The organism is Citrobacter sp. CK194, from assembly GCF_030333395.1.
In the GTDB taxonomy this organism is placed as follows: Bacteria; Pseudomonadota; Gammaproteobacteria; order Enterobacterales; family Enterobacteriaceae; genus Citrobacter_B; species Citrobacter_B koseri.
In genome coordinates, this window is the sequence record NZ_JAOWGA010000019.1 from 706,905 (window position 1) to 729,465 (window position 22,561).

Below are 22,561 nucleotides of genomic sequence, written 5' to 3' on the forward strand. Positions count from 1 at the left end.
GATTCAGTCCCTGGTTGCCAGCCACAGCGGGTTTTGCAGATCCTCAAGGTAATTCGGCAACATGCGGCTGCCGCCATCCTGGTCGGGCCAGGTCAGTTTTACCGGGTTCAGCACTACGCGAATAATTTGTGGCTTGAAGAGTGAGAAAAGCGCAAAGCGCGCTGACATTTGTGGATGTTCCTGCATGTAATCACTCAACACTGCTGCCAGCAGTTGATAAAAACGCCTCTCCGGTACGCCAAGGCGAGCCATCAGCGGCGAAACAAAGCGCAGAACCGTCACGAAGTGGCCGGTCTGCAAATCATGAATTAAGTAGTCGGCGCTCAGGCGAGCGGTGACGTCACGCACCTCCTGAGGCAGGGAGTCCATCTCCGGGAACGCATCTTTCACCAGCCGCATATCGCCCTGGAAATCTTTCAACAGCACGCGCTGCGGTACGCCCTCTTTCATGGCAAGCGTTATATTTTGTCCGTGGGCGATAAGCGCAACGCCGTAGCGGCAAAGCAGGTGATACAGCGGAACCACTACCACCCGGAACAGCTGCGTAAGCCAGGTTTCAGCGTCCAGCCCGGAGCGGTCGATATATGCGCCTATCAGCGGCTGATTGTTTTCATCGCACTCCATCAGTGTCGCCATCAGAATCGGACTTTCGTCCGGCTTCAGCCAGCGACACGGATTCTCACGCCAGATAACGCCGAGCATCTCCTGGTAGCGGTAGGGTGCCTGGGCAAGCGCGGCATAGCCTTCATGGGACACATAGCCCGCCGCCGGTTCACCGAGGATCACCGCGCCGCTTTGCTTAAGCGTGGCGTCGGTCGCAAAAACCTGTTGCAGCCAGCGTGAGGCCAGCGGCCCGGCAGCGATGTATTTGCCCGGAATCCCCCGATAGCAGGAGGTGTTGTAGATGGTTAGCGGCAGCTTGATATCCAGCCCGCCCTGGCGACTGGCGTTGGTCAGGGTGCGCAGCGACTGCTGCGCGAGCCACAAGTCGCCAAACTCGCCGAGCGAAACCATCCTGCCTTCGGCAAGATCGGCGATGAAGTCGAGGGCGATTTTTTGCTGCCACTGCCACGGATGTACCGGCAGTGGCAGCCAGTCGTTATCCAGCCCGTTTTCCTGCCAGACCTGATTGAAGCGGGCAAACTCCTGCGGGTCCATCGCGGCCGTCAACAACTGCTGAATATCCAGCTCGCTGTCGCAGCGCCAGACCATATGCTCACGTTTTACCGCCAGCCAGTGCAGTCTGAAGGTGTTGGCGTACTCTGGCGCATATCGCTCCAGCGCCTCTTTGCCCCAGCCCCGACGTCCTTTATTAAAAGCGAATTTAGGATGGCCGCTTAGCAGGCATTGCAGGCGGTCGGCATCAAGATCAATCAGGTCACTGGCGCTCAGCCCGCGCCGTGCCTTCAGCAGTTGCAGGTCGCCCAGCAGCGTGGCATACAAATCCTGCATATGCTCAGCAACGGTGGCATCGCTCATCGACAGCACCGGCTTTAGCTGCATCAGTAGCGTTTGCGCCAGAACGGGCTCGTCCGCGCAGCGCAGCGTTTGAGCATCAATCCACAGCCAGCCCCAGATGCCGCGTTCAGCGCTGAAGCGCCATTGCGCACCCGGCAGGTTAATGCAGTAGCGGCCATCGCCCTGAGATTCCGCGTGGAAAACCTGCTCATACTCCAGCTCGGCCAGCATTTTTGCCACCAGCTGGCGGTTAACAAAATCCCAATCCTTGTGATTCATTACAGACCGACCTCCGTGAAGAAGTTATGGCGATCCGCCATCACCATGCGCGAGCGCTTGTGTGGGAAGTCGAACTCTTTAATTGTCCGGTATCCCGCAGGCTCAAGGTGGCGGAACAGGCGCTGGTTATCGGCGCGTGGCTCAAGTACGGTGCGCTGCGTGCGGGACTCATCCAGCAGCAGGTAATGCGTCAGCCCGCGCAGCCAGCTTTGCACGTAGTGGGCTCCGCGCCATTGCTGTTCACCAACCAGCAGATGCAGGCCACGGTCAAAGGGTTGCCATGAATAGTGGCGGCCAATGCGGTCTTCCGCCGCCCAGTAGATTTCGAAATAGCTAAACGGCCGATCGTCGAAGCAGCCGATCAGCGGGAACGCATGTTTACCGGTGAGCTGGCGCTCCAGATAGGCGGTCTGTACCTCCAGCGAGCCGCTTTGCTCCCAGAAATACTCAACGCGCGGATCGTTCATCCAGCGGGTGAAACGTTCTGCATCAAGAACGGGATCGGCAACGCGGAAACTCAGCGTCTTGCGAACGCGTGGATCGTAACGGCGATAAACCTCGCCCTGCGGACGGGGCGGGCGCTGCGGGAAATAAATCTCACGCTCTGCATCAAAAACCATTTCGCCGGAGGCCCGGTTTGCCGGAGAACTCAGCCATAGCGGTAACTGCCAGAAGGCGGCGCGATGGATGATGTCGCTTTTTACCTGCCCGAAAAGCGTCAGCGCCTGTGGCTCCTCACGCCATTCGGCCCAGGGGAGAACCACCGCTGAAAGTTGCGGTGCGGCGATAAATATCTGATCCAGCGCGTCGCGCAGCCACCCTGTCGGCAGCGGCCCCGGCCAGCGCAGCACCGCGCTATTGTCCAGCCCCCAGCTAAGATTCAGAGGCTTGTCGAGTTTTTCACAGCGCAGTCCATATCCGCTGTGAACGATATTTGCCTTAGACATTTAGCCCTCCTGAGCCAGCAGCGGGTTGGCGAAATCGAAGTAGATCACCGAGGGATCGACGATGGTGTTCTCGTTGTGGTCGTTCAGATAACAGAAAAAGTTACCTTTTACGTTCCAGTACGGATTTTCCAGCACGTAGTTGAGACAGGTTTTATGAGTCACCTGATCACGCACTTCAGCCAGCAACGTTCGTACGCGAGCCATCAGATTCGCTTCACTGTCCAGCCCGGCGGCGCCCAGCGCGGCGGTCACGGCAAAAGTGGAGTTAACCAGCAGGTAATAAGGGAAGTAGCGCAGTAACTGCTCACGGGTGAAGACGTTTTCCGCCTGCGCTTCGCCAATGGTGTCGAGCCAGCCTGCCGCGTGAGGCATAAACGCGCTGCCCTGGCAGTCACGGTAGATAAGCCCGACCGGCAGATCCCCAAGCATCTGAACCAGAATATTTTGCTGATGCGCCAGCAGCACCAGGCCGTAATCCGCTTCAGCCGTAAACAGCGGCTTCAGCACCTGCTGACAGTAAGCATCGACCCATGCGTGGGCGGCCTGTTGCGCAGTGATGCCGAGGCGATCGCTCAGGCGTTTTACCGCCGCAACCAGCAGCGAATCACCGCCATCCGGTGCGGCCTGGGTCAGGGAGACCAGTACGTTAGTCTGGCTTTGCGGCTGATCCACCAGCAGGTTTTCACGCAGGGCAAACAGGCTTTCCTGCATGATGTTGCCGTGGAGATCGCGCAGCCCGGCCCAGCCGTCTTCCTGCATCACCCGGAAAGTCGGGAAGCGAGCCTGTAGCGTCTGCCAGTCGTCGGTTTGCGCCAGGCGCGCCAGGCGCATTCCACGCTTCACTTCTTTCACTGACAGGGTACGGACGGAGTTGGTCAGGCGCACGCTCAGGGAGAATTTGATCATGTCGCGGCTGGTGGCGCAGTAGAGCGAGCGGGAAGAGGTGGTCGGTAGCCACGGCGCGCCGGCTTCGCCTAAATCTTTAATCAGCCCTTTAGCGACAAGCTCCTGGCACCACTCCTGCTGCAACAGAGACTCCCCCTGCCACGGGTGCAGCGGGAATAGCCATTGATTGTCGCTTAATTCGTTGAGTAACTGCGGCGCATTCTCTGCGGCAAATCGCGTCAACCGCTGTTGCAGGTTGAGATGCAGGCTTTCACCGGCGATCTGCGTTTTGTCCACCGCAAACCACCGCAGCGGGAAGTGGGGCGCGAAGTCCGGCAGGTAGCGTTCGGCCTCCTGCTGGTTAAACGGTTCATGAGACTTAGGCGCCGGGTGGAAGGCGTGCCCGACCAGCAGGGCTTGCTCCGCCTCGCCAAAGTTCAACGCTTTTTCACGCAGGGCTGCCCAGTCATGGCGGGCATCAATCGCCTGCTGCGTATGGGCGTGGCTTTCCATCACGCGCTGGTGGAAGGTTTCGCAACTGGTCGCGGGCAGCAAGAGTTGGTGCTGGAGCTTATCAACAATAAGCCGGGAGAGGGTGGCGAAATCGACGGGGTGACTGCCGGATGCCGTGACCAGACGCGCCGGAAATTCAAAGCGGTGATGCTGGGTTGGGGAAAAATAAGCCACTCTGAAATGGAGCGCCTGCTGTTCGCCCAGCGGGATGATCAATTCGGTTGGCTGGTATTCCGTCAGCCGCCAGTCTTTGGTTTCACGAACCAGGGAATTCAGGAAGCACTGCGCAGCCACATCCAGGGCTGACGTTTTAGTTGGCAAAGTCATAATCAAACAGATCCCACTCGTTATGATAATGCGAATTTTGCCGATAAGGTTTCTCATTATCAATAACAATTGTTAGAATCGGTAAAATTAATTTTACAAATAAACACAATTAATACATGGAATTGCAACATCGTGACGTCTCTTGAGAGCGCGGAAACGCCGCAAAAACCATTGTCCTGCTGGCCGCTTGCGTTCAGCGCGGGGTTACTCGGTGTCGGGCAAAACGGCCTGCTGGTCGCGATCCCTGTACTGGTGATTCAGACAAACCTGAGCCTGTCGATTTGGGCGGCTTTGCTGATGCTTGGCTCAATGCTGTTCCTGCCGTCTTCCCCGTGGTGGGGAAAGCAAATTGCCCGTGTGGGCAGTAAGCCTGTGGTGCTGTGGGCACTGGGGGGATACGGCGCAAGCTTTACTCTGCTTGGGCTGGGAAGCATGCTGATGGCGACCGGCGCCGTAACAACAGCGGTGGGGCTGGGAATATTAATCATCGCGCGGATCGCCTACGGGCTTACCGTGTCGGCGATGGTGCCAGCCTGTCAGGTTTGGGCATTGCAGAGAGCGGGGGAAGGGAATCGCATGGTCGCTCTGGCAACCATTAGCTCCGGCTTGAGCTGCGGCAGACTATTCGGGCCGTTGTGCGCGGCGGCGATGCTGGCAATTCACCCTCTGGCGCCGATGGGGCTGCTGATGGCAGCGCCATTGCTGGCGCTGGTGATGCTGCTGCGGTTGCCTGGCACGCCACCGCAGCCCGCAGCGGAGCGCAAGAGCGCCAGTCTGAGGCTGGATTGCCTGCCTTATCTGCTTTGCGCGCTGTTATTAGCTGCGGCGGTGAGCATGATGCAGCTTGGTCTTTCGCCCGCCCTTACTCGCCAGTTCGCCACGGATACCGCCGCTATTAGCCATCAGGTGGCGTGGCTGTTGGGGCTGGCCGCAGTCGCCGCGCTTATCGCACAGTTCGGGGTGCTCCGCCCGCAGCGCCTGACGCCGATGGCGCTGCTTTTGAGTGCCGGAGCGCTGATGATTTGTGGCCTGGCGATAATGCTCGCCGAACAGCTATGGTTGTTTTACCTCGGCTGTGCGGTGCTGTCGTTTGGGGCTGCTCTGGCAACACCCGCTTATCAGCTTTTACTGAATGATAAGCTGACAGACGGCGCGGGCGCGGGCTGGATCGCGACCAGCCACACGCTTGGCTATGGGCTTTGCGCATTGCTGGTGCCGCTGGTGTCAAAAACCGGCGCCGCAGCGGCGCTGATTGTGGCGGCTTTTTTCGTCGCTGTGTTATTTACCGTGGTGTCTGGCTTTATCTGGCGCAGCCGCTACCGTTCACGTCATTCCGCGATTTAAGCGTAAGGAAAAGTTATGGCTGGAGTTCAGGGCTACCGCCTGTTCAACGTTCAACTGGCGCGTAAGACGGAGGTTTCCCCTTCGCTGCTGAGCCTGGTTTTCAGCGGGCAGGAGGTGGCGCAGATGAAATGCGACTCGCCGGATCAGCGCATTAAGATGTTGTTTCCGTCTGAAGACGGGACGCCGCCGTCGTTGCCTGCCGAAGGGCACTGGTATCAGCTTGTACTGGGGATGCCAAAAGAGAAGCGCCCGGTTATCCGTACCTATACGCTGCGACATGTCGATCCTGCTCGCCAGGAGGTCACCGTGGAATTTATCAATCATGGTACAGAAGGACCGGCTTCGGCATGGGCGATTAACGCCAGACCCGGCGACGCCATTCAGATGGTGGCGCCTGACGCGGCGTATGCTGAAGACAGCGGCGGCTATGAATGGACGCCTCCCCAGGGACTGCGGAATGCGTTAATCATTGCTGATGAGACGGCGCTCCCCGCCGCGCGCGGCATCCTTGAGATGCTGGCGAGACAGACTAATCCGCCACAGGTTCAGGCGTTCTTTGAAGTTCCTGAACAGGGCGACTGCGCGAATTTAAGCGAGTTTAAGTTCGCCGACATTTTTTGGTTGCCGCGTAACCCCGCAGCGGCGAAGCACGGTGAATGCCTGATTCAGGCCGTGAAAACGCATGCCAGAGTACCCGAAAGTCGCCATCCCGATACGGTGGATACGGTGAAAGAAGAAGCCGAAGGGGAGCTTCTCTGGGATAAGGCCACGACCAGCAGCACGGCGTTTTATGGATGGGTGGCCGCAGAGTCCACCGTCGTCAAACTGCTGCGCCGCCATTTAATTGGCGAGCGTGGCGTTGAGCACAAAGCGATTAACTTTATGGCATATTGGTCTAAAGGGCGCGCGTGATAATAAAAAGCCCGCATCATGAAATTATTCCATTATGCGGGCTTAGTGCAGTATCTAATGAATATTAGAACTGGTAAACCAGACCGACGGCTACGATATCATCGGTTGCGATACCGTTGTCTGCGTAGAAGCTATCGTCTTCATCCAGCAGGTTGATTTTATAATCAACATAGGTGGACATATTTTTGTTGAAGTAATAGGTCATACCTACATCAACATATTTCACCAGATCTTTATCGGTGTAACGCCAGTTGCCGTGTCTTACTTCCTGACCACCTAAGTCTTTGCCTTTAGATTGCAGGTAGGCAATAGACGGGCGCAGACCGAAATCAAACTGATACTGTGCAACAACTTCAAAGTTCTGCGTTTTGTTGGCGATACCGCCATTAAGTTCGCTGTCGCCATTGCCATAGTAAGTCATATTACGGGTTTCAGCGTACATGGCGGCGAGATAAACATTGTAGGCGTCGTATTTAGCACCAACGGTCCAGGCTTCAGCTTTATCGCCACCAGCATAGTTATTACGCTGGTTCATGCCGTCACCGTAACCACGAGCAACCTGAGCATCGGTACGATCGGAATTGGCGTATGCCGCACCCAGGCTTAAACCGAAGTCGAAGTCGTAGGAGGTGGACATACCGAAGCCGTCGCCGTTTTCTTTGGCCAGCTTGCGACCTGCGCTATTGCCGGAACCTTCCTGACCAAAACCGGTGCCTTCATTATTACCCTGATACTGGAGCGCAAAGTTCAGACCATCAACCAGACCAAAGAAGCCGTTATTACGGTAGGTTGCTACGCCGTTAGTACGGCCTAACATATAAACGTCAGTCTGAGTGTAAGTATCGCCGCCGAATTCTGGCAGCATATCGGTCCAGGCTTCTACGTCGTAAACCACGCCGTAGTTACGACCGTAATCGAAAGTACCGTTTTGACCAAAACCTAAACCAGCGAAGCCGAGACGAGTCCAGGCGTCACCTTTATCACCTTCAGTACCGTTGGCCTGAATGTTGTATTCCCACTGACCGTAACCGGTTAACTGCTCGGCAATTTGCGTTTCGCCTTTAAAACCCAGACGGGCATAGGACATGTCGCCGTCGCTGCCTGCATCGTCAGAGAAATAACGCAGGCCATCAACTTTACCGTACAGATCCAGTTTATTGCCGTCTTTATTATACACTTCAGCCGCATTTGCAGCGCCTGCAATTAATAGAGCAGGGACAAGCATCGCCAGAACTTTTCTTTTCATTATGTATTCCCTATAATAATAATTGATATGAATAAGTGATCGAATCCTGAAGATCACTGTTGAATACTATTCCAGGAAGTTCATTCTTTTTTAAATATTACATGTAACAAATGTATTTAAAATATTTCTAATTGTTTCTTTGGGTGTGATTATAAATAATTTAATATGTATTTATTGCTTTATATTTAACTGTGTTATGTTTTTCTTTTAATAAATTATGATTTGCGTTTTTGGAATTTATTTTGTGAATGTTTTATCGTGATTAGCGCTATTTTAACGTCGTTCGGATTTTCTTTTTATTCCATTTATTGCTTTCGTCAACCTGTCTGATACCTCCTCCCGTAATCATTGAGCGTGAAGACTAGGCGGAATATTGCTAATGTTGCTTTCTGATTCAGAGGAGGCAGCGTGGATTTACACTACTGGCAATCGCAGTTCGAAGCGTGGTTGGGCAAAAATCACCACGAGCAGGATAGCGCCCATGACATTTTTCATTTTCGTCGCGTCTGGGGAACGGCACAAAAGCTGTCTACGGATGAGGATGTTGACTGGCTTATTGTGCTGACCGCGTGTTATTTCCACGATATCGTCAGCCTGCCGAAAAATCATCCCGATCGCCATCGTTCATCCGTGCTGGCCGCTGACGCGGCTCGTCGCATATTAATGAATGATTTCCCTGCGTATCCTGAAGAGAAATTAGCGGCAGTCAGTCATGCGATTGAGGCGCACAGTTTTAGCGCCCACATTGCGCCAATGACCAGCGAGGCGAAGATTGTGCAGGATGCCGACCGGCTTGAAGCACTGGGCGCAATCGGTCTGGCGCGCGTGTTTGCCGTTTCCGGCGGGCTGGGCGTTTCGCTATTTGATGCTGAAGATCCCTTCGCGCAACGTCGCCCGCTTAACGATAAGCAATTCGCCCTCGACCATTTTCAGACAAAACTTCTGACCTTGCCGCAAACCATGCAAACCGCGCGGGGAAAGCTGCTGGCAGAGCATAACGCCGACTTCCTGGTGACCTGGATGGCGAAGCTAAGCGCGGAGCTAAGAGGGGAGTACGACTCGTTGGATCAGACGGTAATTCAGGCTTTTAGCCGCGATAAGTAGCGACCATACCCAAAACGTAAACGCGTTCATTTTGTGTTAACCTGTCGAATATCAATTTCGCCGGTTAAATGTATGCAGGAAAATCTTTCAGTAACAGGTTTCCAGGATCTGATGACGGACAATGCCGGGGCTGCCGTACAGGCGCTGCTGGGCAAACTGCTGGAAATCTATGATGTGAAAACGCTGGTGGCGCATCTGAATGGCGTTGGGGAGAACCACTGGAGCCCGGCTATTTTTAAACGCGTCGTGGCGAACGCAACGGCGTGGCATCGTCTGAGCGAGAGCGAATATACGCACCTCAGGACATTGTTGCCAACGCCTCCGGCACACCATCCGCATTATGCCTTTCGTTTTGTCGATCTCTTCGCCGGGATCGGCGGAATTCGCCGTGGCTTTGAAGCGATAGGCGGGCAGTGCGTGTTTACCAGCGAATGGAATAAACACGCGGTACGCACCTATAAAGCCAATTATTACTGCGATCCGCAACGGCATCATTTCAATGAAGATATTCGCGATATTACGCTGAGCCACCGCGACGGCGTGAGCGATAGCGAAGCGGCGGAGCATATTCGCCAGCACATACCGGAGCACGATGTTCTACTGGCCGGTTTTCCCTGCCAGCCATTCTCTCTGGCAGGCGTATCAAAGAAAAATGCGATGGGACGGGCGCATGGTTTCGCCTGCGATACGCAGGGGACGCTCTTTTTCGATGTCGTGCGGGTTATTGACGCCCGACGCCCGGCGATTTTTGTGCTCGAAAACGTCAAAAACCTGAAAAGCCACGACCAGGGAAAAACGTTTCGCATCATTATGCAAACGCTTGACGAACTGGGGTATGACGTCGCTGATGCTGCGGATAACGGGCCGGACGACCCGAAAATTATTGATGGCCGCCATTTTTTACCCCAGCATCGGGAGAGGATTGTGCTGGTGGGGTTCCGCCGCGATCTTAATCTGAAAACCGATTTTACGCTGCGGGATATTGCCACCCGCTATCCGCAGCAGCGCATCACGCTGGCGGAGCTGCTTGAACCGGCGGTTGAAGCGAAATATGTGCTGACGCCGGTATTGTGGAAGTATTTGTACCGCTACGCGAAAAAGCATCAGGCCCGGGGTAACGGTTTCGGCTATGGGATGGTCTATCCTGCGAATCCCGGCAGCGTAACGCGCACATTGTCGGCGCGTTACTATAAAGATGGCGCGGAGATACTGATTGACCGTGGCTGGGATATGGCCGCAGGAGAGGCGAATTTCGACGATCCGGTGAATCAGCAGCACCGTCCACGCCGGTTAACGCCCAGAGAGTGCGCGCGGTTAATGGGATTTGAATCGCCGCAGGGATATCAGTTCCGCATTCCCGTTTCAGACACCCAGGCCTACCGTCAGTTTGGTAACTCCGTCGTGGTTCCGGCATTTGCCGCAGTAGCAAAACTGCTGGAGTCGAGAATTAAACAGGCCGTTACATTGCGCCAGAAAGAGAGCCAGCATGGCGGACGTACACGATAAGGCGACGCGCAGCAAGAATATGCGGGCGATAGCCACGCGCGATACGGCGATAGAAAAACGCCTTGCCGGTCTGTTGCAGGAGCAGGGGATGGCGTTTCATGTGCAGGACGCCACGTTGCCCGGACGCCCGGATTTTGTCGTGGATGAGTATCGCTGCGTTATCTTCACGCACGGCTGTTTCTGGCATCATCATGACTGCTACCTGTTCAAAGTTCCCGCCACGCGTACCGAGTTCTGGCTAAACAAAATCGGTAAAAATGTGGAGCGCGATCGGCGAGACATGCTGAGGCTTCGCGAGCTTGGCTGGCGTGTGCTGATTGTCTGGGAGTGTGCTTTGCGTGGCCGGTTGAAACTCAGCGACGCCGCACTGGCGGAACGGCTTGAGGAGTGGATCTGCGGCGGTGGCCCCACCGCGCAGATCGACACGCAGGGTATTCATTTACTGGAGTGATTTCTCCGATTCGCTCACTGCGGTCGCGGGTCTGGCGGGAAACAAATATTTCCCGAGCGTCACCAGGACGACAGCGAAAACAATTACCCCTAATGCCAGCCACTCGACGGAAGAAAGGCTTTCTCCCCCCAGACCTGTTCCCAGTAACACCGCCACTACCGGGTTGACGTAAGCGTAACTGGTCGCCAGCGCCGGGCTGACATTACGGATCAAATACATATAGGCGTTAATGGCGATAATGGAACCGAATAGCGCCAGATAACCTACCGCCATGAAGCCGGAGAGCGTCGGCATCGTCGTCAGCTTTTCCCCGGCGATAAAGGAAGCGAACATTAGCACAACACCGGCAGCCAGCATTTCAATCGCTCCGGCCATCATGCCTGTCGGCAACGCGATGCGGGCGCCGAACACGGAGCCGAATGCCCAGCTCATCGAGCCAATCAGGATCAACAGCGCGCCCCAGGGGTTGCCGCTCAAATTTCCGCCGCTATTGAGCATGATGATCCCCGCCAGGCCGATGGCGATGCCTGTCCACTCCAGTTTTCGCGTTTTAATGCCAAAGAAATGGCTGAAGCACAGCGTGAAGAGTGGGACCGTCGCGACCACCACGGCGGCGATGCCGGACGGTACATCCTGATGTTCCGCTACGGTAACCAGACCGTTCCCCACCGCCAGCAGCAGAATGCCAATCAGCGCGGCATTGAGTAATTGACGCAAAGGGGGCAGTTTATGCCCGCGAAGAAGTAAGAATGTTGTTAACAAAATCCCCGCAGACAGAAAACGGACGCCCGCCATCATCAGCGGCGGCCAACTCTCAACGCCAATACGAATAACGAAGTACGTGGAACCCCAAATGATATACAGCGCGAAGAGCGCGCTAAAAAGTGGTAGTAACTGCCTGAAACGCATAATCCCTCACGGCGGAAATAAAAAGGTGCAACATAGTAAACGTCAAAACTATCGCGCTGGCGAGCGTTATAATTGCACTCTTTTGTTAAATTTTTGTTGACGATTGCTACCCGTTTCGGCATTACGTTTTTTACTTCATACTTACCTCTTCAAAAGAAAAATATTGAGGGATTTATTTTGGCAGGAAGTAGTTTGCTGACGTTGCTCGATGATATCGCCACGCTGTTGGATGATATCTCGATGATGGGAAAACTGGCCGCGAAAAAAACGGCAGGCGTATTGGGTGATGACCTGTCGCTAAACGCGCAGCAAGTGACGGGCGTGCGGGCGAACCGCGAACTGCCGGTCGTCTGGAGCGTGGCGAAAGGGTCGTTGATCAACAAGGTCATCCTGGTGCCTCTGGCGCTGCTGATCAGCGCTTTTATCCCGTGGGCGATTACCCCGTTGTTGATGATTGGGGGCGCTTTTCTCTGTTTTGAAGGCGTAGAGAAAGTTTTACACACGCTTGAGGCCCGAAAGCACAAAGAGAGCCCGGAGGCGCGTCAGCAGCGTCTGGCCGCGATCGCCGCACAAGATCCTCTCACGTTTGAGAAGGAGAAAGTGAAAGGGGCTGTGCGCACCGACTTTATCCTTTCTGCGGAGATCGTCGCGATTACGCTGGGAATTGTCGCGGACGCGCCGTTGCTCAATCAGGTTCTGGTGTTGTCCGGTATCGCGTTGGTGGTGACGATTGGCGTTTATGGTCTGGTGGGACTCATCGTAAAACTGGACGACATGGGGTACTGGCTGGCGGAAAAACGCAGCGTACTGGCTCAGGCGGTGGGCAAAGGGCTACTGGTTACGGCGCCCTGGCTTATGAAGGCGCTGTCCATTGTCGGCACACTCGCGATGTTCCTGGTGGGGGGCGGGATCGTGGTGCACGGCATCGCGCCATTACACCACGCGATCGACCATTTTGCTCAGCAGCAGAATGGTCTTATTGCGCTCACGCTTCCCATGTTGATTAATCTGGTGCTCGGTTTCATCATCGGCAGCGTGGTGGTAGGACTGGTAAAAACTGTTGCCAACGTTCGCGGTGGTTCGCACTAATTTATGCCTCGCCGGATTATGCAAAAAAGGCCATCGTCGTCTAAGGTGAAAAAGTTTCACTGGATACAGGAGGCAGGTATGGTCTTTTTTGTCAGTGAGGAAGTTATCGCAAAAGAAGGTGGTCCACGCATGATCGTAACCGGTTATTCCAGCGGCATGGTGGAGTGCCGTTGGTATGACGGTTTTGGCGTCAAACGGGAAGCATTCCACGAGAATGAACTTATGCCCGGTGATGGCAGGCGGTTGCGGGAAGATGTCTGATAAAGGAACGCCCGGTTAATGCCGGGCGTTTTGTTACCCCAGAAAATAGCCGTTGAGTCGCGACACATAGTTCAGGAATAAAAGTAGGGAGCCGTCAGGTGCCGCATGAAACAACGCCAGGAAACTGGAGCTGGCTGAGAACGTTAGCACGACGCTTTGGGCCAGGCCATGTCGTAAATATCTGTTTTCTGGTTGTGATGATTTGTTCAACATTGCTGACCTGGCGTGAAGTGGTCGTGCTGGAGTCGGCATACCGGGCCAGTCAACGTAACCATCTGGAAAACGTCGCTAATGTGCTGGACAGACAGCTGCAATTCAGCGTGGATAAACTCTTGTTTCTGCGCAACGGTATGTACGAAGCGCTGGTCACGCCGCTCGATTTTTCCGACCTGCACGATGCGGTGGCGCAATTTGCGCAACTGCGCGGCAAAAGTTTCTGGCAACTGGAGCTAGACAGACGGCGAACGTTACCGCTTAACGGCGTCTCTGACGCGTTTGTTAACCGTACAACGCTTCTCACGCGGGATAACGATGCGCTGGCAAACGAGTTAAGCGCCGCGCTGGAACTGGGGTATTTGTTACGGCTGGCGCATTCTTCTACCATGCTGGCGCAGCGGACAATGTATGTTTCGCGTTCAGGCTTTTATGTCTCAACTGAACCCACAACCAATGGCGGCGACATTATGTCCCGCTATTACCAGTATGTGATCCAACCCTGGTTCAGCGGGCAATCCCAACGACAAAATTCAGCGCGCGGCGTGCGCTGGTTTAGCTCGCCGGTGCCGGGCGGTGAAGTGCAACAAAAAGTCACCGTGAGCCTGTCGCTGGATAACGAAAGACACTGGTATGGCGTGCTGGCAATGGATATTCCGGTGTCATCCATGAAGCGTTTCCTGGAGGATGCGGTCGAAAAAGATTCCGAAGGGGAGTACCAGCTCTACGACTATCAGCTCAGGCTACTGGCGACCTCAACGCCGGAAAAGCGTCAGGTTAATACCTTTGATGACCTTGAACTGGCGTTGCTCGCGAATGACATCGAACATGATACGCATGGCGGTATCCGTATGGGCAGCCGCTATATCAGTTGGGAAAGGCTGGATCATTTCGATGGCGTGCTTTTGCGTGTTCATACCCTGAGAGAAGGCGTGCAGGGGGCTTTTGGCAGTATCAGTATTGCGCTTGGTCTCCTGTGGGCGCTTTTCACGATGATGTTGCTCATCTCATGGGTTGTTATCCGCAAGATGGTCAGCAATATGTTTGTGCTGCAAAGTTCCCTGCAATGGCAGGCCTGGCACGATCCTTTGACGCGGCTGTATAACCGTGGCGCATTGTTTGAGAGGGCGCGCGTACTGATACAGCGCTGCCACGAGCAGCGACAGCCGTTTTCCGTTATTCAGATCGATTTGGATCACTTTAAGAGCGTCAATGACCGTTTCGGCCATCAGGCGGGAGATCGGGTGCTCTCCCATGCCGCCGGGCTTATTAGCGGCACAATACGTTCGCATGACCTTGCCGGGCGCGTAGGCGGCGAAGAGTTCTGTATTGTCTTACCGGGGACGACGCTGGTGCAGGCAGCACAGATCGCAGAGCGGATACGCCAGCGCGTGAACGACAAAGAAATCCTGATCGCAAAAGGCACGACTCTGCGCATTAGTGCATCGCTGGGCGTAAGCGGGGCGCAGGAGAACGGAGACTACGATTTTGAACAGTTGCAGTCGCTGGCGGATCGCCGGTTGTATCTGGCAAAACAGGCCGGGCGCAATCAGGTTTGTGTCCGTGACGACCATCCCGCGCCGTCGCCTGATACACGCTGAACCATTAGCTGTATTAATCATTTCTGCGAGAAATATTTGCTTGTCATACAAAAAAATTGCAGATAAGGTAAAACGCACATCAGATTTTCTGGTGTAACGAATTTTCAAGTGCTTCTTGCATAAGCAAGTTTGATCCCGGCTCTGCGAGCCGGGATTTTTTTCACCCCAGATCAGCGATTGATTTCCGTGACGCTAAAATCATGAATATCGAGTTCAAACGCATCCGCTAATTCATGCCATGTATGATAATCGCGGCCATCCACACTGACTTTCTCAGGATCATCAGCGCTGCGATGAATTTCGCTCTCGCTGATTTCATTGATCGCCGCGAGCAGGGCGTCAACATCAACGCTGACTTCGCGCTTGGCCGTTTCGCTGTACTCTTTCGCGGTTTTCATCTTCAGTACCTCATTTAACCGTGGCATCTGTAAGTATAGACCGTTGAGAAAACCAGCAATCACGCGCGGCAGACGCTGCCAGAAAAAGGAATTTGTTCTACACTGGCACAAAGCCACAGGAGGATAATTGATGAAGGTGAATGATCGGGTAACAGTCAAAACAGACGGCGGCCCTCGTCGGCCAGGCGTGGTATTGGCGGTTGAAGAGTTTAGTGAAGGTACGATGTACCTGGTTTCGCTGGAAGACTACCCGCTCGGTATCTGGTTCTTCAATGAGTCAGGCCATCAGGATGGGATCTTTGTGGAAAAAACAGAGTAATGTGATTTTCGTCGCTTTTACCCTGACTGGTGGAATATCCACCAGTCAGGGGGCCTCATCGCATGTTAACAAAAATTCCGTTTGTCACGTTATCCGTCAGCCGCACGACATGATAGATAACCTGTTTATTATGCGTTTTTATCTTCCGTTTAATATTCCCTTTGTGGGATGACACCGTCTTTGCCTTGATATTCATTTGATCTGAAATCTGTATTGTTCCCTGTCCATCCATCCACATTCGCAACATACTGGATTCAGTACGGCTTAAAGATAACGTAGGTAAATTTACTACTCCTACAATATCCGTCTCTTTTTTCAGAATATCGCCAAGAATATCATCCAGAGAATCGGGCTTAATTGATTTTGAACTAATCAATAAGTTTTTTCTTACTAATAAGTATTCATCAAAATGCACATTAGCAATTGCCATAAAAACAATAAATAACGTGTTGGGATGCTGATTAATGATCTGCTTTATTTGCTGACTGTTAGATGGATCATGGATGAAACAGTCCTCATTAATAAACACCACAGAAGGCTGCTGTGAGTCACAAGCGATGGCGAGTTCGTCAACGGTCTCAATGTCGTTGATTTCCCTTTTTTTCACCCCTCTGCTTACCAGATACCCGGTCAAACCTAGCCGGGTGTAACTGCATAAATCCATAATAATCGTTGACATGGCATACCCTCACTCAATGCGTAACGATAATTCCCCTTACCTGAATATCTCATCACAACCCAACGGAACAATAATAGTGACCTAAGATGACGCTTTCGCTGTTTTCAGGCGAACTTACTATCCCGTAAAGTTACGTATAATTTGCCAGGAATCTTCTCAAAGTAAAGTAAATGTTATGTTATGTGAGTAAGGTAAAAACAAATAAAGCGCAGCAGATATATCCTGGTAGATGTTTTTAGATTTTAAATTTAGGAAAATCCTTAGTAAGACAGGATAAAAATTATGGGTTATTGGTTGTCGGCATTTCGCTAACGATATCAGCAAGCAAATTGAAAATTTCACCGAATAAGTGTTCACAAAAAGGGGCAATTAATGGCATGAGCGCGGTTATTAACAAAATGCCGACGGATAAGGTTAGCGGGAAGCCAATAACAAATACGGATAACTGCGGAGCCATACGGTTTAATAGCCCGAGCGACAGGTTGAGTGTGAGCAGTAACGTAATGACCGGCAAGGCTAACATGAGTCCGTTGAGGAAGATCAGTCCGCCTGCCCGGGCAAGCGCCAGAAACGCATTGCTGTTGACCGGGTCGCCGCCGATAGGCAGCGTATGGAAGGTGTCTACCAGCAGCGAGATCAGCCACAGATGGCCGTTAAACGTAAGAAACAGCAGCATGGCGAGCATGTCGAGGATTCTGGCGAGTACCGGCATATTGAGGCGGCTGCCCGGGTCAACAAACGTGGCGAAAGAGAGACCCATTTGCAGACCGATGAATTCCCCCGCCGTACGCACCGCAGCAAAGGCAAACTGCATGGTAAACCCTAGCGCAATGCCGATCATGATTTGCTGCATGGCGAGCCATAAGGCTTCGGTGGAAAAAACAGGCACATTATTCGCCGGGAGTGAAGGGGCGATAATGAGAGTGATCATAAACCCCAGCCCCAGCTTTACCCGTTTGGGAACCGTGCGTTCACTGAGGATCGGCGCGGTAGAGATCAGCGCCAGTACACGTAACAGCGGCCAGAAGTAGAGGTTAAGCCAGTATAACCATTGATCGCTTGTGACCTGCAACATCGCGTCTTATCCGATGATATACGGCAAGTTACTGAACAGCGTACGCACGTAATCCAGCAGCAGGTTAAGCATCCAGGGGCCCGCCACAATAATCGCCGTAAATACCGCCACAATTTTCGGGATAAATGACAGCGTCATTTCGTTGATCTGGGTGGCGGCCTGTAAAATACTGATGATAAGGCCGGTAAACAGCGCAACCAGCAGCAGAGGCGCGGCAAGCGCAAGCGCGACCTTCATTGCCTCCGTGCCTATCATCATGACCGATTCGGGTGTCATTTCGCGCCTCTAACTGTAAAAACTTTGGGCAAGAGAGCCAACGAGCAACTGCCAGCCGTCGACCAGGACAAAAAGCATAAGCTTAAACGGCAGCGCAATGGTGGCCGGCGGCACCATCATCATCCCGAGCGCCATCAACACGCTGGCGATAACCAGATCGATAATCAGGAAGGGGATGAAAATCGTAAAACCGATCTGAAAAGCGGTTTTTAACTCGCTGGTGACGTAGGCCGGGAGCAAAATTCGCATCGGCACGGCTTCCGGCCCCTGTAGCGGACCGCTGTTTGCCAGACGCGCGAACAGGCCCAGGTCAGCCTCACGGGTTTGCCGCAGCATAAACTCCCGCAGCGGCTGAGCGCCTTTTTCCAGCGCTTCCTGCATGGAAATCTTCTCTTCGCTGAAAGGCTGCCAGGCATCCACGTAAATTTTGTCGATAACCGGCGACATAATAAAAAACGTCAAGAACAGCGCCAGTCCGAGAAGCACCTGGTTTGGCGGCGCAGAGGGCGTTCCCAGCGCGTTTCGCAGCAAGCCGAAGACGATAATGATGCGGGTAAAGCTGGTCATCATCAGCAAAATGGCGGGCAGGAACGTCAGTGACGTAATAAAGACCAGCGTCTGTACCGGCAGGGACCAGCTTTGCCCGCCGCCGGGTAGCGGTTGGCTGACCAGTCCGGGTAATTGTGCGAACGCGGCAGGGCTGATAAACCACAAAGCCATCAGCGTGAGGGATAACAAACGGCGCATCAGGATCTCCCGGAACGCTTCAACAAACTCTTCATCATGGCCTGGAAATCCGCAGGGGCGGCCGGTTTTTCTTCTGCAACGACAGGCGCAGGGGGGAGGGTATGCAACACATTGACTTGCGTGGCCGTGACGCCCAGTACCAGCCGAGCGTCTTCAACATCGACAATGACCACGCGCTCACGCGGGCCCAGCGAGGTGCTGGCTGACACTTTCAACCCTCGCGTACCGGCGCCTTTGGGCGCAAACCCCAGGCGTTTAATGACCCAGGCTGCGACCAGAATCAACACGATGATCCCAAACAGCGCGCCGCTCACCTGAACTAACGGCGAGCCTGATACGGCAGAGGGCTGTGAAACGGTAGCCTGGGTTTTCATGCTTAACGGCTCAGACGACGCATACGTTCAGACGGCGTGATGATATCCGTGATGCGCACGCCGTATTTATCGGCGACCACCACGACTTCACCCTGGGCAATCAGGTAGCCGTTAATCAGAATATCCAACGGCTCGCCTGCCAGTCCGTCCAGCGCGACCACCGACCCCTGCGTCAGTCGCAGCAGCTCTTTGATGGTCATGCGCGTACGACCCAGCTCCACGGTCAGCTTGACCGGAATATCCATGATTAAATCGATATCCTGTAGGTTTCCACTGACGTCGCCGCCGCCCAACTGCTGGAAGACGGCATCGGCTGCGCTTTTGCTGGTCGTTGTTTTTTGCTCGTTTAACGCGTCAGCCCACAGATCGTCCAATGCGCCGGTATTCTCATCGGACGGATTATTCATGTCACTCATTTGGGCTGTTCCTCATTCAGCGAATTCAAAATCGGGTTGATCAAATGCTCTACGCGCAACGCATACTGACCGTTCACGGTGCCATACTGGCTGGTCAGTACAGGTACGCCGTCCACATGAGCAATAATGCGGTCGGGTTTTTCAATCGGCAGCACGTCGCCGGGTTTCAGCTTTAATATCTGGGAAAGGCGCAGCGGGATGTCAGCAAAGTTCGCCACCAGCTCCAGCTCTGAATGCTGAACCTGACGCACCAGATTGTCGCGCCAGTTCTGATCTTCATGACGCGAGTTTTCCAGCGGCGGGTTCACCAACAGCTCCCGCAGCGGCTCAATCATGCTGAAAGGCAGGCAGATGTTGAACTCGCCTGTCAGGTTGCCAATTTCGACGTGGAACGGCGTGTTCACCACAATGTCGTTCGGAGAGGTGGTGATATTGGTGAATTTCACCTGCATCTCAGAGCGAACGTACTCCACTTCCAGCGGGTTGATCGCTTTCCACGCGTCGCTGTAGCTTTCAAGCGCCAGCTTCAGCATGCGGTTGATAACGCGCTGTTCGGTATGCGTAAACTCACGACCTTCCACTTTGGTCGGAAAACGCCCGTCGCCGCCAAACAGGTTATCCACGGCGATAAACACCAGACTCGGCGAGAACACCACCAGACCCGTACCGCGCAGCGGCTTCAGATGGATCAGGTTCAGGTTGGTCGGTACGGGTAAATTACGCGCAAATTCGTGATATGGCTGAATGCGGATCGCGCCCACGGTAATATCCGGGCTGCGACGCAGCAGGTTAAACAGCCCCATACGGAATTGACGCGCGAAACGTTCGTTAATGATCTCCAGCGCCTGTAGGCGCTCGCGCACCACGCGACGCTGTGTATTGGGATCATAAGGACGAATATCATTGTCGCCCACGCCGCCAGGGGTGGGTTCGTCTTTGGCCTCGCTGTCGCCGTTGAGCAGCGCATCGATTTCAGCCTGAGAAAGAATACTATCGCCCATGTCTTTACCGCAGAATGAAAGCTGTATAAAGAACGTCGGTGACTTCCTGTTTCGGTTGTCCAGCAACGAGCGGAGTAGAGAGCGTTTCTTTGATTGCCGCGATCAGCGTCTGCTTCCCGGCTTCCGTCGAAAGCGCAGTGGCATCCTGACGCGAAAACAGCAGTAACAGACGGCTGCGCACTTCTGGCAGATATTCGCTCAGACGCGCGCGCGTCACTTCGTCCTTCAGGCGCAGCGTAATCCCGATATACAGCACGCGATCGGCATCGCCCAGATTGACGGTAAACGTATCCAGCGCGAAAAATACGGGCGCTGGCGGCGGTGGCGGGGCCGCGGTAGCGCTGGCGGTCGGGTGCTCCTGCATCCGCCAGTAGCTATAGCCGGCGGTTGCGCAGGCGGCAAGAGTAATCAACACCAGCAAAGGGATCCAAATTGAGCGTTTGCTCTTTCTGTTAATCGCGGAGTCAGTCATCAGATACGGGCTTCCTGTTTCGGTACAGCTTATTGGCTGATTATCCCGTGTCCTGTCCACGGCAAAGCGTGGAAAAGACGCGGATAATCATGCTACCTCTGGCGTTAGGCGAAGATATCCACCGCGCCATCGCCGCGAGCGGCAGCCTGGAGCGAGCCCGGCGTCGTCAGTGCGATGTCATCTTCGGCGGCAAAAGCCTCTTGTCCCTGTGCGCGGGAAGCGTGCTGCTGCTGGGATGACGACTGCTGCTGTCCGGCGAAACTTTCACTGCTGATACTGCTTTGTCCCAGCTGGATGCCGTTTTCCGCCAGTTGGGTACGCAGTACGGGTAACGCGGCTTCCAGCGCGGCGCGAACGTGGCTATGCGCTGACACCATTTGCAGTTGCGCCTGGTTATCATCCATTTTGAGGGAGATTTGAATCTGCCCCAGTTCCTCCGGGTGCAGACGCAGTTCCGCGCTCTGCTGCCCCTGGCGGGTAAACAGCGTCACATGCTGGCTTAATGACTGCTGCCACTCATGGCTGCCCAGCGGCGCGCTGAGCACCGGGGCGGCTGCGACAGGCGCGGGTTGCGTCTGCGTCGTCATACCGCCAGGCGTGGTCATGGCGCCAATGGTCGTGACCGGAGAAGGCGTGCTTTCCATGTCGGCTTTAGCGGCAGCGGCGGCGACCAGCGGCGTTACCGGCTGGTTGCTTGCTGAGTTTGCGGTGACGTCAGGCGCGGCATCGACTTTCCCTTTTTTCAGCTCGCCCGTCGTCAGCCCGGCAACCGCATCCTGCATAGCGGCGCGCGTATCGCCACGCAGTGATGCCGGGGCGGAGAGTGCGCCTTCAGCCGACGCGGTTCGCGTGGTTGGCGTCAGCGCCGACTGGCCCGGTAACATGGCGAAGAGCGCGCTCAGATTCGCGAGGTCTTCATCGCTCAGCGCCGGTGCGTTGTCGTCCTGCCGGGCAGTCTTACTTAACGCGTTCAGGGCGTTGCTTTTCAGCGAAGGCGTCAGCGTGGATAGCAACTGCTGTGCCTCGGTCAGGTCTGCTGTGGCGTCATCCGTCAGCAGATCCTGGCGCGCCAGAAGATCGGCCAGCGCTGTCGTCTGCGGCGTATCGCCATTTTTTTGCAGCAATCCTTTTTGCAGTTTGCCGCCTGCCGCCTGGAGATCGGCAAGCGAAAGCGGGGCATCTTTACCCTGCGCGTCGCCTGCGCCCAAAGCACCGGCTAACAGCGCCAGAAAATCCTGGGCTGAATCGGCTGTTTTACCGGCCTGAAGGCCTGTCGTTACGTCTGTGTCGGTCGTGATCAGTTGGGGCAAGGTGATCATTCGGTTTTCCTCATTGCAGCACGCTGAGCAAATTCATCCATTTTTTTCTGATCCAGGCGGTTTTCAGCCAATAACGCTGCCGCACTTTGTCTGTCCTGTAAGGTCTGCCAGGCCTGAAGCCGTTGTTTCTTTTCACGCCAGCTGTTCAGCGCCACGTCCACTTTTTGTGTCCACTGCGTCAGCTGCTGGCGATGCTGCTCAATGGCCTTCTCCAGCGTCTGAATAAATTGCTGATAGTTAATCCAGCGGTTGCTGGCAATCCCCTGGCCCATATCGGCATTGAGATTGTTGCGATACTCATGCTGATAATCGATCAGCATTTTCAGTTGTTCTTCCGCCTGCTGGAATCCGCGTCGCATTTCCCCTAATAAGAGAGCGGCATCATCCACTTCTTTCTCGGCCAGATCTTTTAATGTTGCCAGCGCACCATGTTGTGCCAT

General features: G+C 54.4%; 25 protein-coding genes. 9 read left to right on the top strand and 16 right to left on the bottom strand.

The features are described 5' to 3' along the window. Positions 1 to 3: 3 nt before the first annotated feature. Genes iucC through iucA form a run of 3 tightly spaced genes read right to left on the bottom strand, consistent with a single transcriptional unit; the run spans position 4 to position 4,409 of the window. Positions 4 to 1,737 (bottom strand): NIS family aerobactin synthetase IucC, encoded by a 1,734-nt coding sequence (iucC, locus tag OGX80_RS19440; RefSeq protein ID WP_071258801.1) that lies wholly within the window; start codon positions 1,735 to 1,737, stop codon positions 4 to 6. Next, complete coding sequence (gene iucB / locus OGX80_RS19445; protein WP_115181514.1) at positions 1,737 to 2,684, bottom strand: N(6)-hydroxylysine O-acetyltransferase IucB; 948 nt, start codon at positions 2,682 to 2,684, stop codon at positions 1,737 to 1,739. Before iucB ends, iucC begins: the two co-directional genes overlap by 1 nt. Continuing rightward, positions 2,685 to 4,409, bottom strand: a complete 1,725-nt coding sequence (iucA, locus tag OGX80_RS19450) for an aerobactin synthase IucA (RefSeq protein ID WP_142757150.1) — start codon at positions 4,407 to 4,409, stop codon at positions 2,685 to 2,687. It lies immediately after the preceding gene. A 132-nt stretch (positions 4,410 to 4,541) separates the two neighbouring features. Between iucA and OGX80_RS19455 the strand changes: the two genes are divergently transcribed. Beyond that, positions 4,542 to 5,753: an MFS transporter gene (locus tag OGX80_RS19455; protein WP_012131880.1), complete on the top strand. Its 1,212-nt coding sequence runs from the start codon at positions 4,542 to 4,544 to the stop codon at positions 5,751 to 5,753. 15 nt (positions 5,754 to 5,768) lie between these two features. Then, the gene (locus tag OGX80_RS19460) at positions 5,769 to 6,665 is read left to right on the top strand and encodes a siderophore-interacting protein (RefSeq protein WP_071258796.1); all 897 of its coding nucleotides are present in this window, start codon (positions 5,769 to 5,771) and stop codon (positions 6,663 to 6,665) included. 64 nt (positions 6,666 to 6,729) lie between these two features. Here OGX80_RS19460 and ompC read toward each other — a convergent pair whose 3' ends face one another. Continuing rightward, the gene (ompC, locus tag OGX80_RS19465; protein ID WP_115181515.1) at positions 6,730 to 7,911 is read right to left on the bottom strand and encodes a porin OmpC; all 1,182 of its coding nucleotides are present in this window, start codon (positions 7,909 to 7,911) and stop codon (positions 6,730 to 6,732) included. Positions 7,912 to 8,319: 408 nt separating this feature from the next. Here ompC and OGX80_RS19470 point away from each other — a divergent pair, with 408 nt between their 5' ends. The 3 genes from OGX80_RS19470 to OGX80_RS19480 all read left to right on the top strand — a co-directional run bounded on the left by OGX80_RS19470 (position 8,320) and on the right by OGX80_RS19480 (position 10,972). After that, positions 8,320 to 9,015, top strand: coding sequence for a phosphohydrolase (locus OGX80_RS19470; RefSeq protein ID WP_115181516.1), 696 nt, complete (start codon positions 8,320 to 8,322; stop codon positions 9,013 to 9,015). Positions 9,016 to 9,087: 72 nt separating this feature from the next. Continuing rightward, positions 9,088 to 10,521, top strand: a complete 1,434-nt coding sequence (locus OGX80_RS19475) for a DNA cytosine methyltransferase (protein ID WP_071258789.1) — start codon at positions 9,088 to 9,090, stop codon at positions 10,519 to 10,521. After that, positions 10,502 to 10,972: a very short patch repair endonuclease gene (locus OGX80_RS19480; RefSeq protein WP_071258786.1), complete on the top strand. Its 471-nt coding sequence runs from the start codon at positions 10,502 to 10,504 to the stop codon at positions 10,970 to 10,972. The genes OGX80_RS19475 and OGX80_RS19480 overlap by 20 nt, the downstream gene beginning before the upstream one ends. Here OGX80_RS19480 and yedA read toward each other — a convergent pair. Further along, positions 10,961 to 11,881 carry a drug/metabolite exporter YedA gene (gene yedA / locus OGX80_RS19485; RefSeq protein ID WP_012131887.1) on the bottom strand — a complete coding sequence of 307 codons (921 nt, stop codon included), beginning with the start codon at positions 11,879 to 11,881 and terminating at the stop codon, positions 10,961 to 10,963. The two genes, OGX80_RS19480 and yedA, sit on opposite strands and share 12 nt — an antisense overlap. 177 nt (positions 11,882 to 12,058) lie before the next feature. On the opposite strand from yedA, the gene OGX80_RS19490 reads away from it, so the two are divergent. From OGX80_RS19490 to dgcQ, 3 genes are all read left to right on the top strand, one after another. Then, positions 12,059 to 12,970 carry a DUF808 domain-containing protein gene (locus OGX80_RS19490; RefSeq protein WP_049010009.1) on the top strand — a complete coding sequence of 304 codons (912 nt, stop codon included), beginning with the start codon at positions 12,059 to 12,061 and terminating at the stop codon, positions 12,968 to 12,970. Between the two features lie 78 nt (positions 12,971 to 13,048). Next, on the top strand, positions 13,049 to 13,231 hold the full coding sequence (locus OGX80_RS19495) for a YodC family protein (RefSeq protein ID WP_024130230.1): 183 nt from the start codon (positions 13,049 to 13,051) through the stop codon (positions 13,229 to 13,231). Positions 13,232 to 13,329: 98 nt separating this feature from the next. Continuing rightward, positions 13,330 to 15,045, top strand: a complete 1,716-nt coding sequence (gene dgcQ / locus OGX80_RS19500; RefSeq protein WP_047462893.1) for a cellulose biosynthesis regulator diguanylate cyclase DgcQ — start codon at positions 13,330 to 13,332, stop codon at positions 15,043 to 15,045. Positions 15,046 to 15,215: 170 nt separating this feature from the next. On the opposite strand, the gene yodD is transcribed toward dgcQ, so the two are convergent. Then, positions 15,216 to 15,443, bottom strand: coding sequence for a YodD family peroxide/acid resistance protein (yodD, locus tag OGX80_RS19505; RefSeq protein ID WP_024130232.1), 228 nt, complete (start codon positions 15,441 to 15,443; stop codon positions 15,216 to 15,218). Positions 15,444 to 15,573: 130 nt separating this feature from the next. Here yodD and dsrB point away from each other — a divergent pair, with 130 nt between their 5' ends. After that, positions 15,574 to 15,762: a protein DsrB gene (dsrB, locus tag OGX80_RS19510; protein ID WP_012131894.1), complete on the top strand. Its 189-nt coding sequence runs from the start codon at positions 15,574 to 15,576 to the stop codon at positions 15,760 to 15,762. 55 nt (positions 15,763 to 15,817) lie between these two features. Here the strand turns inward: dsrB and rcsA are convergent, their stop codons facing one another. From rcsA to fliJ, 10 genes are all read right to left on the bottom strand, one after another. Continuing rightward, a complete protein-coding gene (gene rcsA / locus OGX80_RS19515; protein WP_047462896.1) occupies positions 15,818 to 16,441 on the bottom strand; it encodes a transcriptional regulator RcsA in 624 nt (207 codons plus the stop codon). A gap of 280 nt (positions 16,442 to 16,721) precedes the next feature. Beyond that, a complete protein-coding gene (gene fliR / locus OGX80_RS19520; protein ID WP_012131896.1) occupies positions 16,722 to 17,516 on the bottom strand; it encodes a flagellar biosynthetic protein FliR in 795 nt (264 codons plus the stop codon). A gap of 6 nt (positions 17,517 to 17,522) precedes the next feature. Then, the gene (gene fliQ, locus OGX80_RS19525) at positions 17,523 to 17,792 is read right to left on the bottom strand and encodes a flagellar biosynthesis protein FliQ (RefSeq protein ID WP_012131897.1); all 270 of its coding nucleotides are present in this window, start codon (positions 17,790 to 17,792) and stop codon (positions 17,523 to 17,525) included. A 9-nt stretch (positions 17,793 to 17,801) separates the two neighbouring features. Then, positions 17,802 to 18,539, bottom strand: coding sequence for a flagellar type III secretion system pore protein FliP (gene fliP / locus OGX80_RS19530; RefSeq protein ID WP_012131898.1), 738 nt, complete (start codon positions 18,537 to 18,539; stop codon positions 17,802 to 17,804). Next, a complete protein-coding gene (fliO, locus tag OGX80_RS19535) occupies positions 18,539 to 18,913 on the bottom strand; it encodes a flagellar biosynthetic protein FliO (protein WP_012131899.1) in 375 nt (124 codons plus the stop codon). Before fliO ends, fliP begins: the two co-directional genes overlap by 1 nt. A gap of 2 nt (positions 18,914 to 18,915) precedes the next feature. Further along, complete coding sequence (gene fliN / locus OGX80_RS19540) at positions 18,916 to 19,329, bottom strand: flagellar motor switch protein FliN (protein WP_012131900.1); 414 nt, start codon at positions 19,327 to 19,329, stop codon at positions 18,916 to 18,918. Next, positions 19,326 to 20,330: a flagellar motor switch protein FliM gene (gene fliM, locus OGX80_RS19545; RefSeq protein ID WP_012131901.1), complete on the bottom strand. Its 1,005-nt coding sequence runs from the start codon at positions 20,328 to 20,330 to the stop codon at positions 19,326 to 19,328. Before fliM ends, fliN begins: the two co-directional genes overlap by 4 nt. Positions 20,331 to 20,334: 4 nt before the next feature. After that, positions 20,335 to 20,802, bottom strand: a complete 468-nt coding sequence (gene fliL, locus OGX80_RS19550) for a flagellar basal body-associated protein FliL (RefSeq protein ID WP_012131902.1) — start codon at positions 20,800 to 20,802, stop codon at positions 20,335 to 20,337. 104 nt (positions 20,803 to 20,906) lie between these two features. After that, a complete protein-coding gene (fliK, locus tag OGX80_RS19555) occupies positions 20,907 to 22,121 on the bottom strand; it encodes a flagellar hook length control protein FliK (protein WP_115181517.1) in 1,215 nt (404 codons plus the stop codon). Then, a complete protein-coding gene (gene fliJ / locus OGX80_RS19560; RefSeq protein WP_012131904.1) occupies positions 22,118 to 22,561 on the bottom strand; it encodes a flagellar export protein FliJ in 444 nt (147 codons plus the stop codon). Before fliJ ends, fliK begins: the two co-directional genes overlap by 4 nt.

Coding starts and splice junctions, on each gene's coding strand:
- iucC (WP_071258801.1), bottom strand. CDS start 1,737: ATGAATCACAAGGATTGGGATTTTGTTAACCGCCAGCTGGTGGCAAAA.
- iucB (WP_115181514.1), bottom strand. CDS start 2,684: ATGTCTAAGGCAAATATCGTTCACAGCGGATATGGACTGCGCTGTGAA.
- iucA (WP_142757150.1), bottom strand. CDS start 4,409: ATGACTTTGCCAACTAAAACGTCAGCCCTGGATGTGGCTGCGCAGTGC.
- OGX80_RS19460 (WP_071258796.1), top strand. CDS start 5,769: ATGGCTGGAGTTCAGGGCTACCGCCTGTTCAACGTTCAACTGGCGCGT.
- ompC (WP_115181515.1), bottom strand. CDS start 7,911: ATGAAAAGAAAAGTTCTGGCGATGCTTGTCCCTGCTCTATTAATTGCA.
- OGX80_RS19475 (WP_071258789.1), top strand. CDS start 9,088: ATGCAGGAAAATCTTTCAGTAACAGGTTTCCAGGATCTGATGACGGAC.
- OGX80_RS19480 (WP_071258786.1), top strand. CDS start 10,502: ATGGCGGACGTACACGATAAGGCGACGCGCAGCAAGAATATGCGGGCG.
- yedA (WP_012131887.1), bottom strand. CDS start 11,881: ATGCGTTTCAGGCAGTTACTACCACTTTTTAGCGCGCTCTTCGCGCTG.
- OGX80_RS19495 (WP_024130230.1), top strand. CDS start 13,049: ATGGTCTTTTTTGTCAGTGAGGAAGTTATCGCAAAAGAAGGTGGTCCA.
- yodD (WP_024130232.1), bottom strand. CDS start 15,443: ATGAAAACCGCGAAAGAGTACAGCGAAACGGCCAAGCGCGAAGTCAGC.
- dsrB (WP_012131894.1), top strand. CDS start 15,574: ATGAAGGTGAATGATCGGGTAACAGTCAAAACAGACGGCGGCCCTCGT.
- rcsA (WP_047462896.1), bottom strand. CDS start 16,441: ATGTCAACGATTATTATGGATTTATGCAGTTACACCCGGCTAGGTTTG.
- fliR (WP_012131896.1), bottom strand. CDS start 17,516: ATGTTGCAGGTCACAAGCGATCAATGGTTATACTGGCTTAACCTCTAC.
- fliQ (WP_012131897.1), bottom strand. CDS start 17,792: ATGACACCCGAATCGGTCATGATGATAGGCACGGAGGCAATGAAGGTC.
- fliP (WP_012131898.1), bottom strand. CDS start 18,539: ATGCGCCGTTTGTTATCCCTCACGCTGATGGCTTTGTGGTTTATCAGC.
- fliO (WP_012131899.1), bottom strand. CDS start 18,913: ATGAAAACCCAGGCTACCGTTTCACAGCCCTCTGCCGTATCAGGCTCG.
- fliN (WP_012131900.1), bottom strand. CDS start 19,329: ATGAGTGACATGAATAATCCGTCCGATGAGAATACCGGCGCATTGGAC.
- fliM (WP_012131901.1), bottom strand. CDS start 20,330: ATGGGCGATAGTATTCTTTCTCAGGCTGAAATCGATGCGCTGCTCAAC.
- fliL (WP_012131902.1), bottom strand. CDS start 20,802: ATGACTGACTCCGCGATTAACAGAAAGAGCAAACGCTCAATTTGGATC.
- fliK (WP_115181517.1), bottom strand. CDS start 22,121: ATGATCACCTTGCCCCAACTGATCACGACCGACACAGACGTAACGACA.
- fliJ (WP_012131904.1), bottom strand. CDS start 22,561: ATGGCACAACATGGTGCGCTGGCAACATTAAAAGATCTGGCCGAGAAA.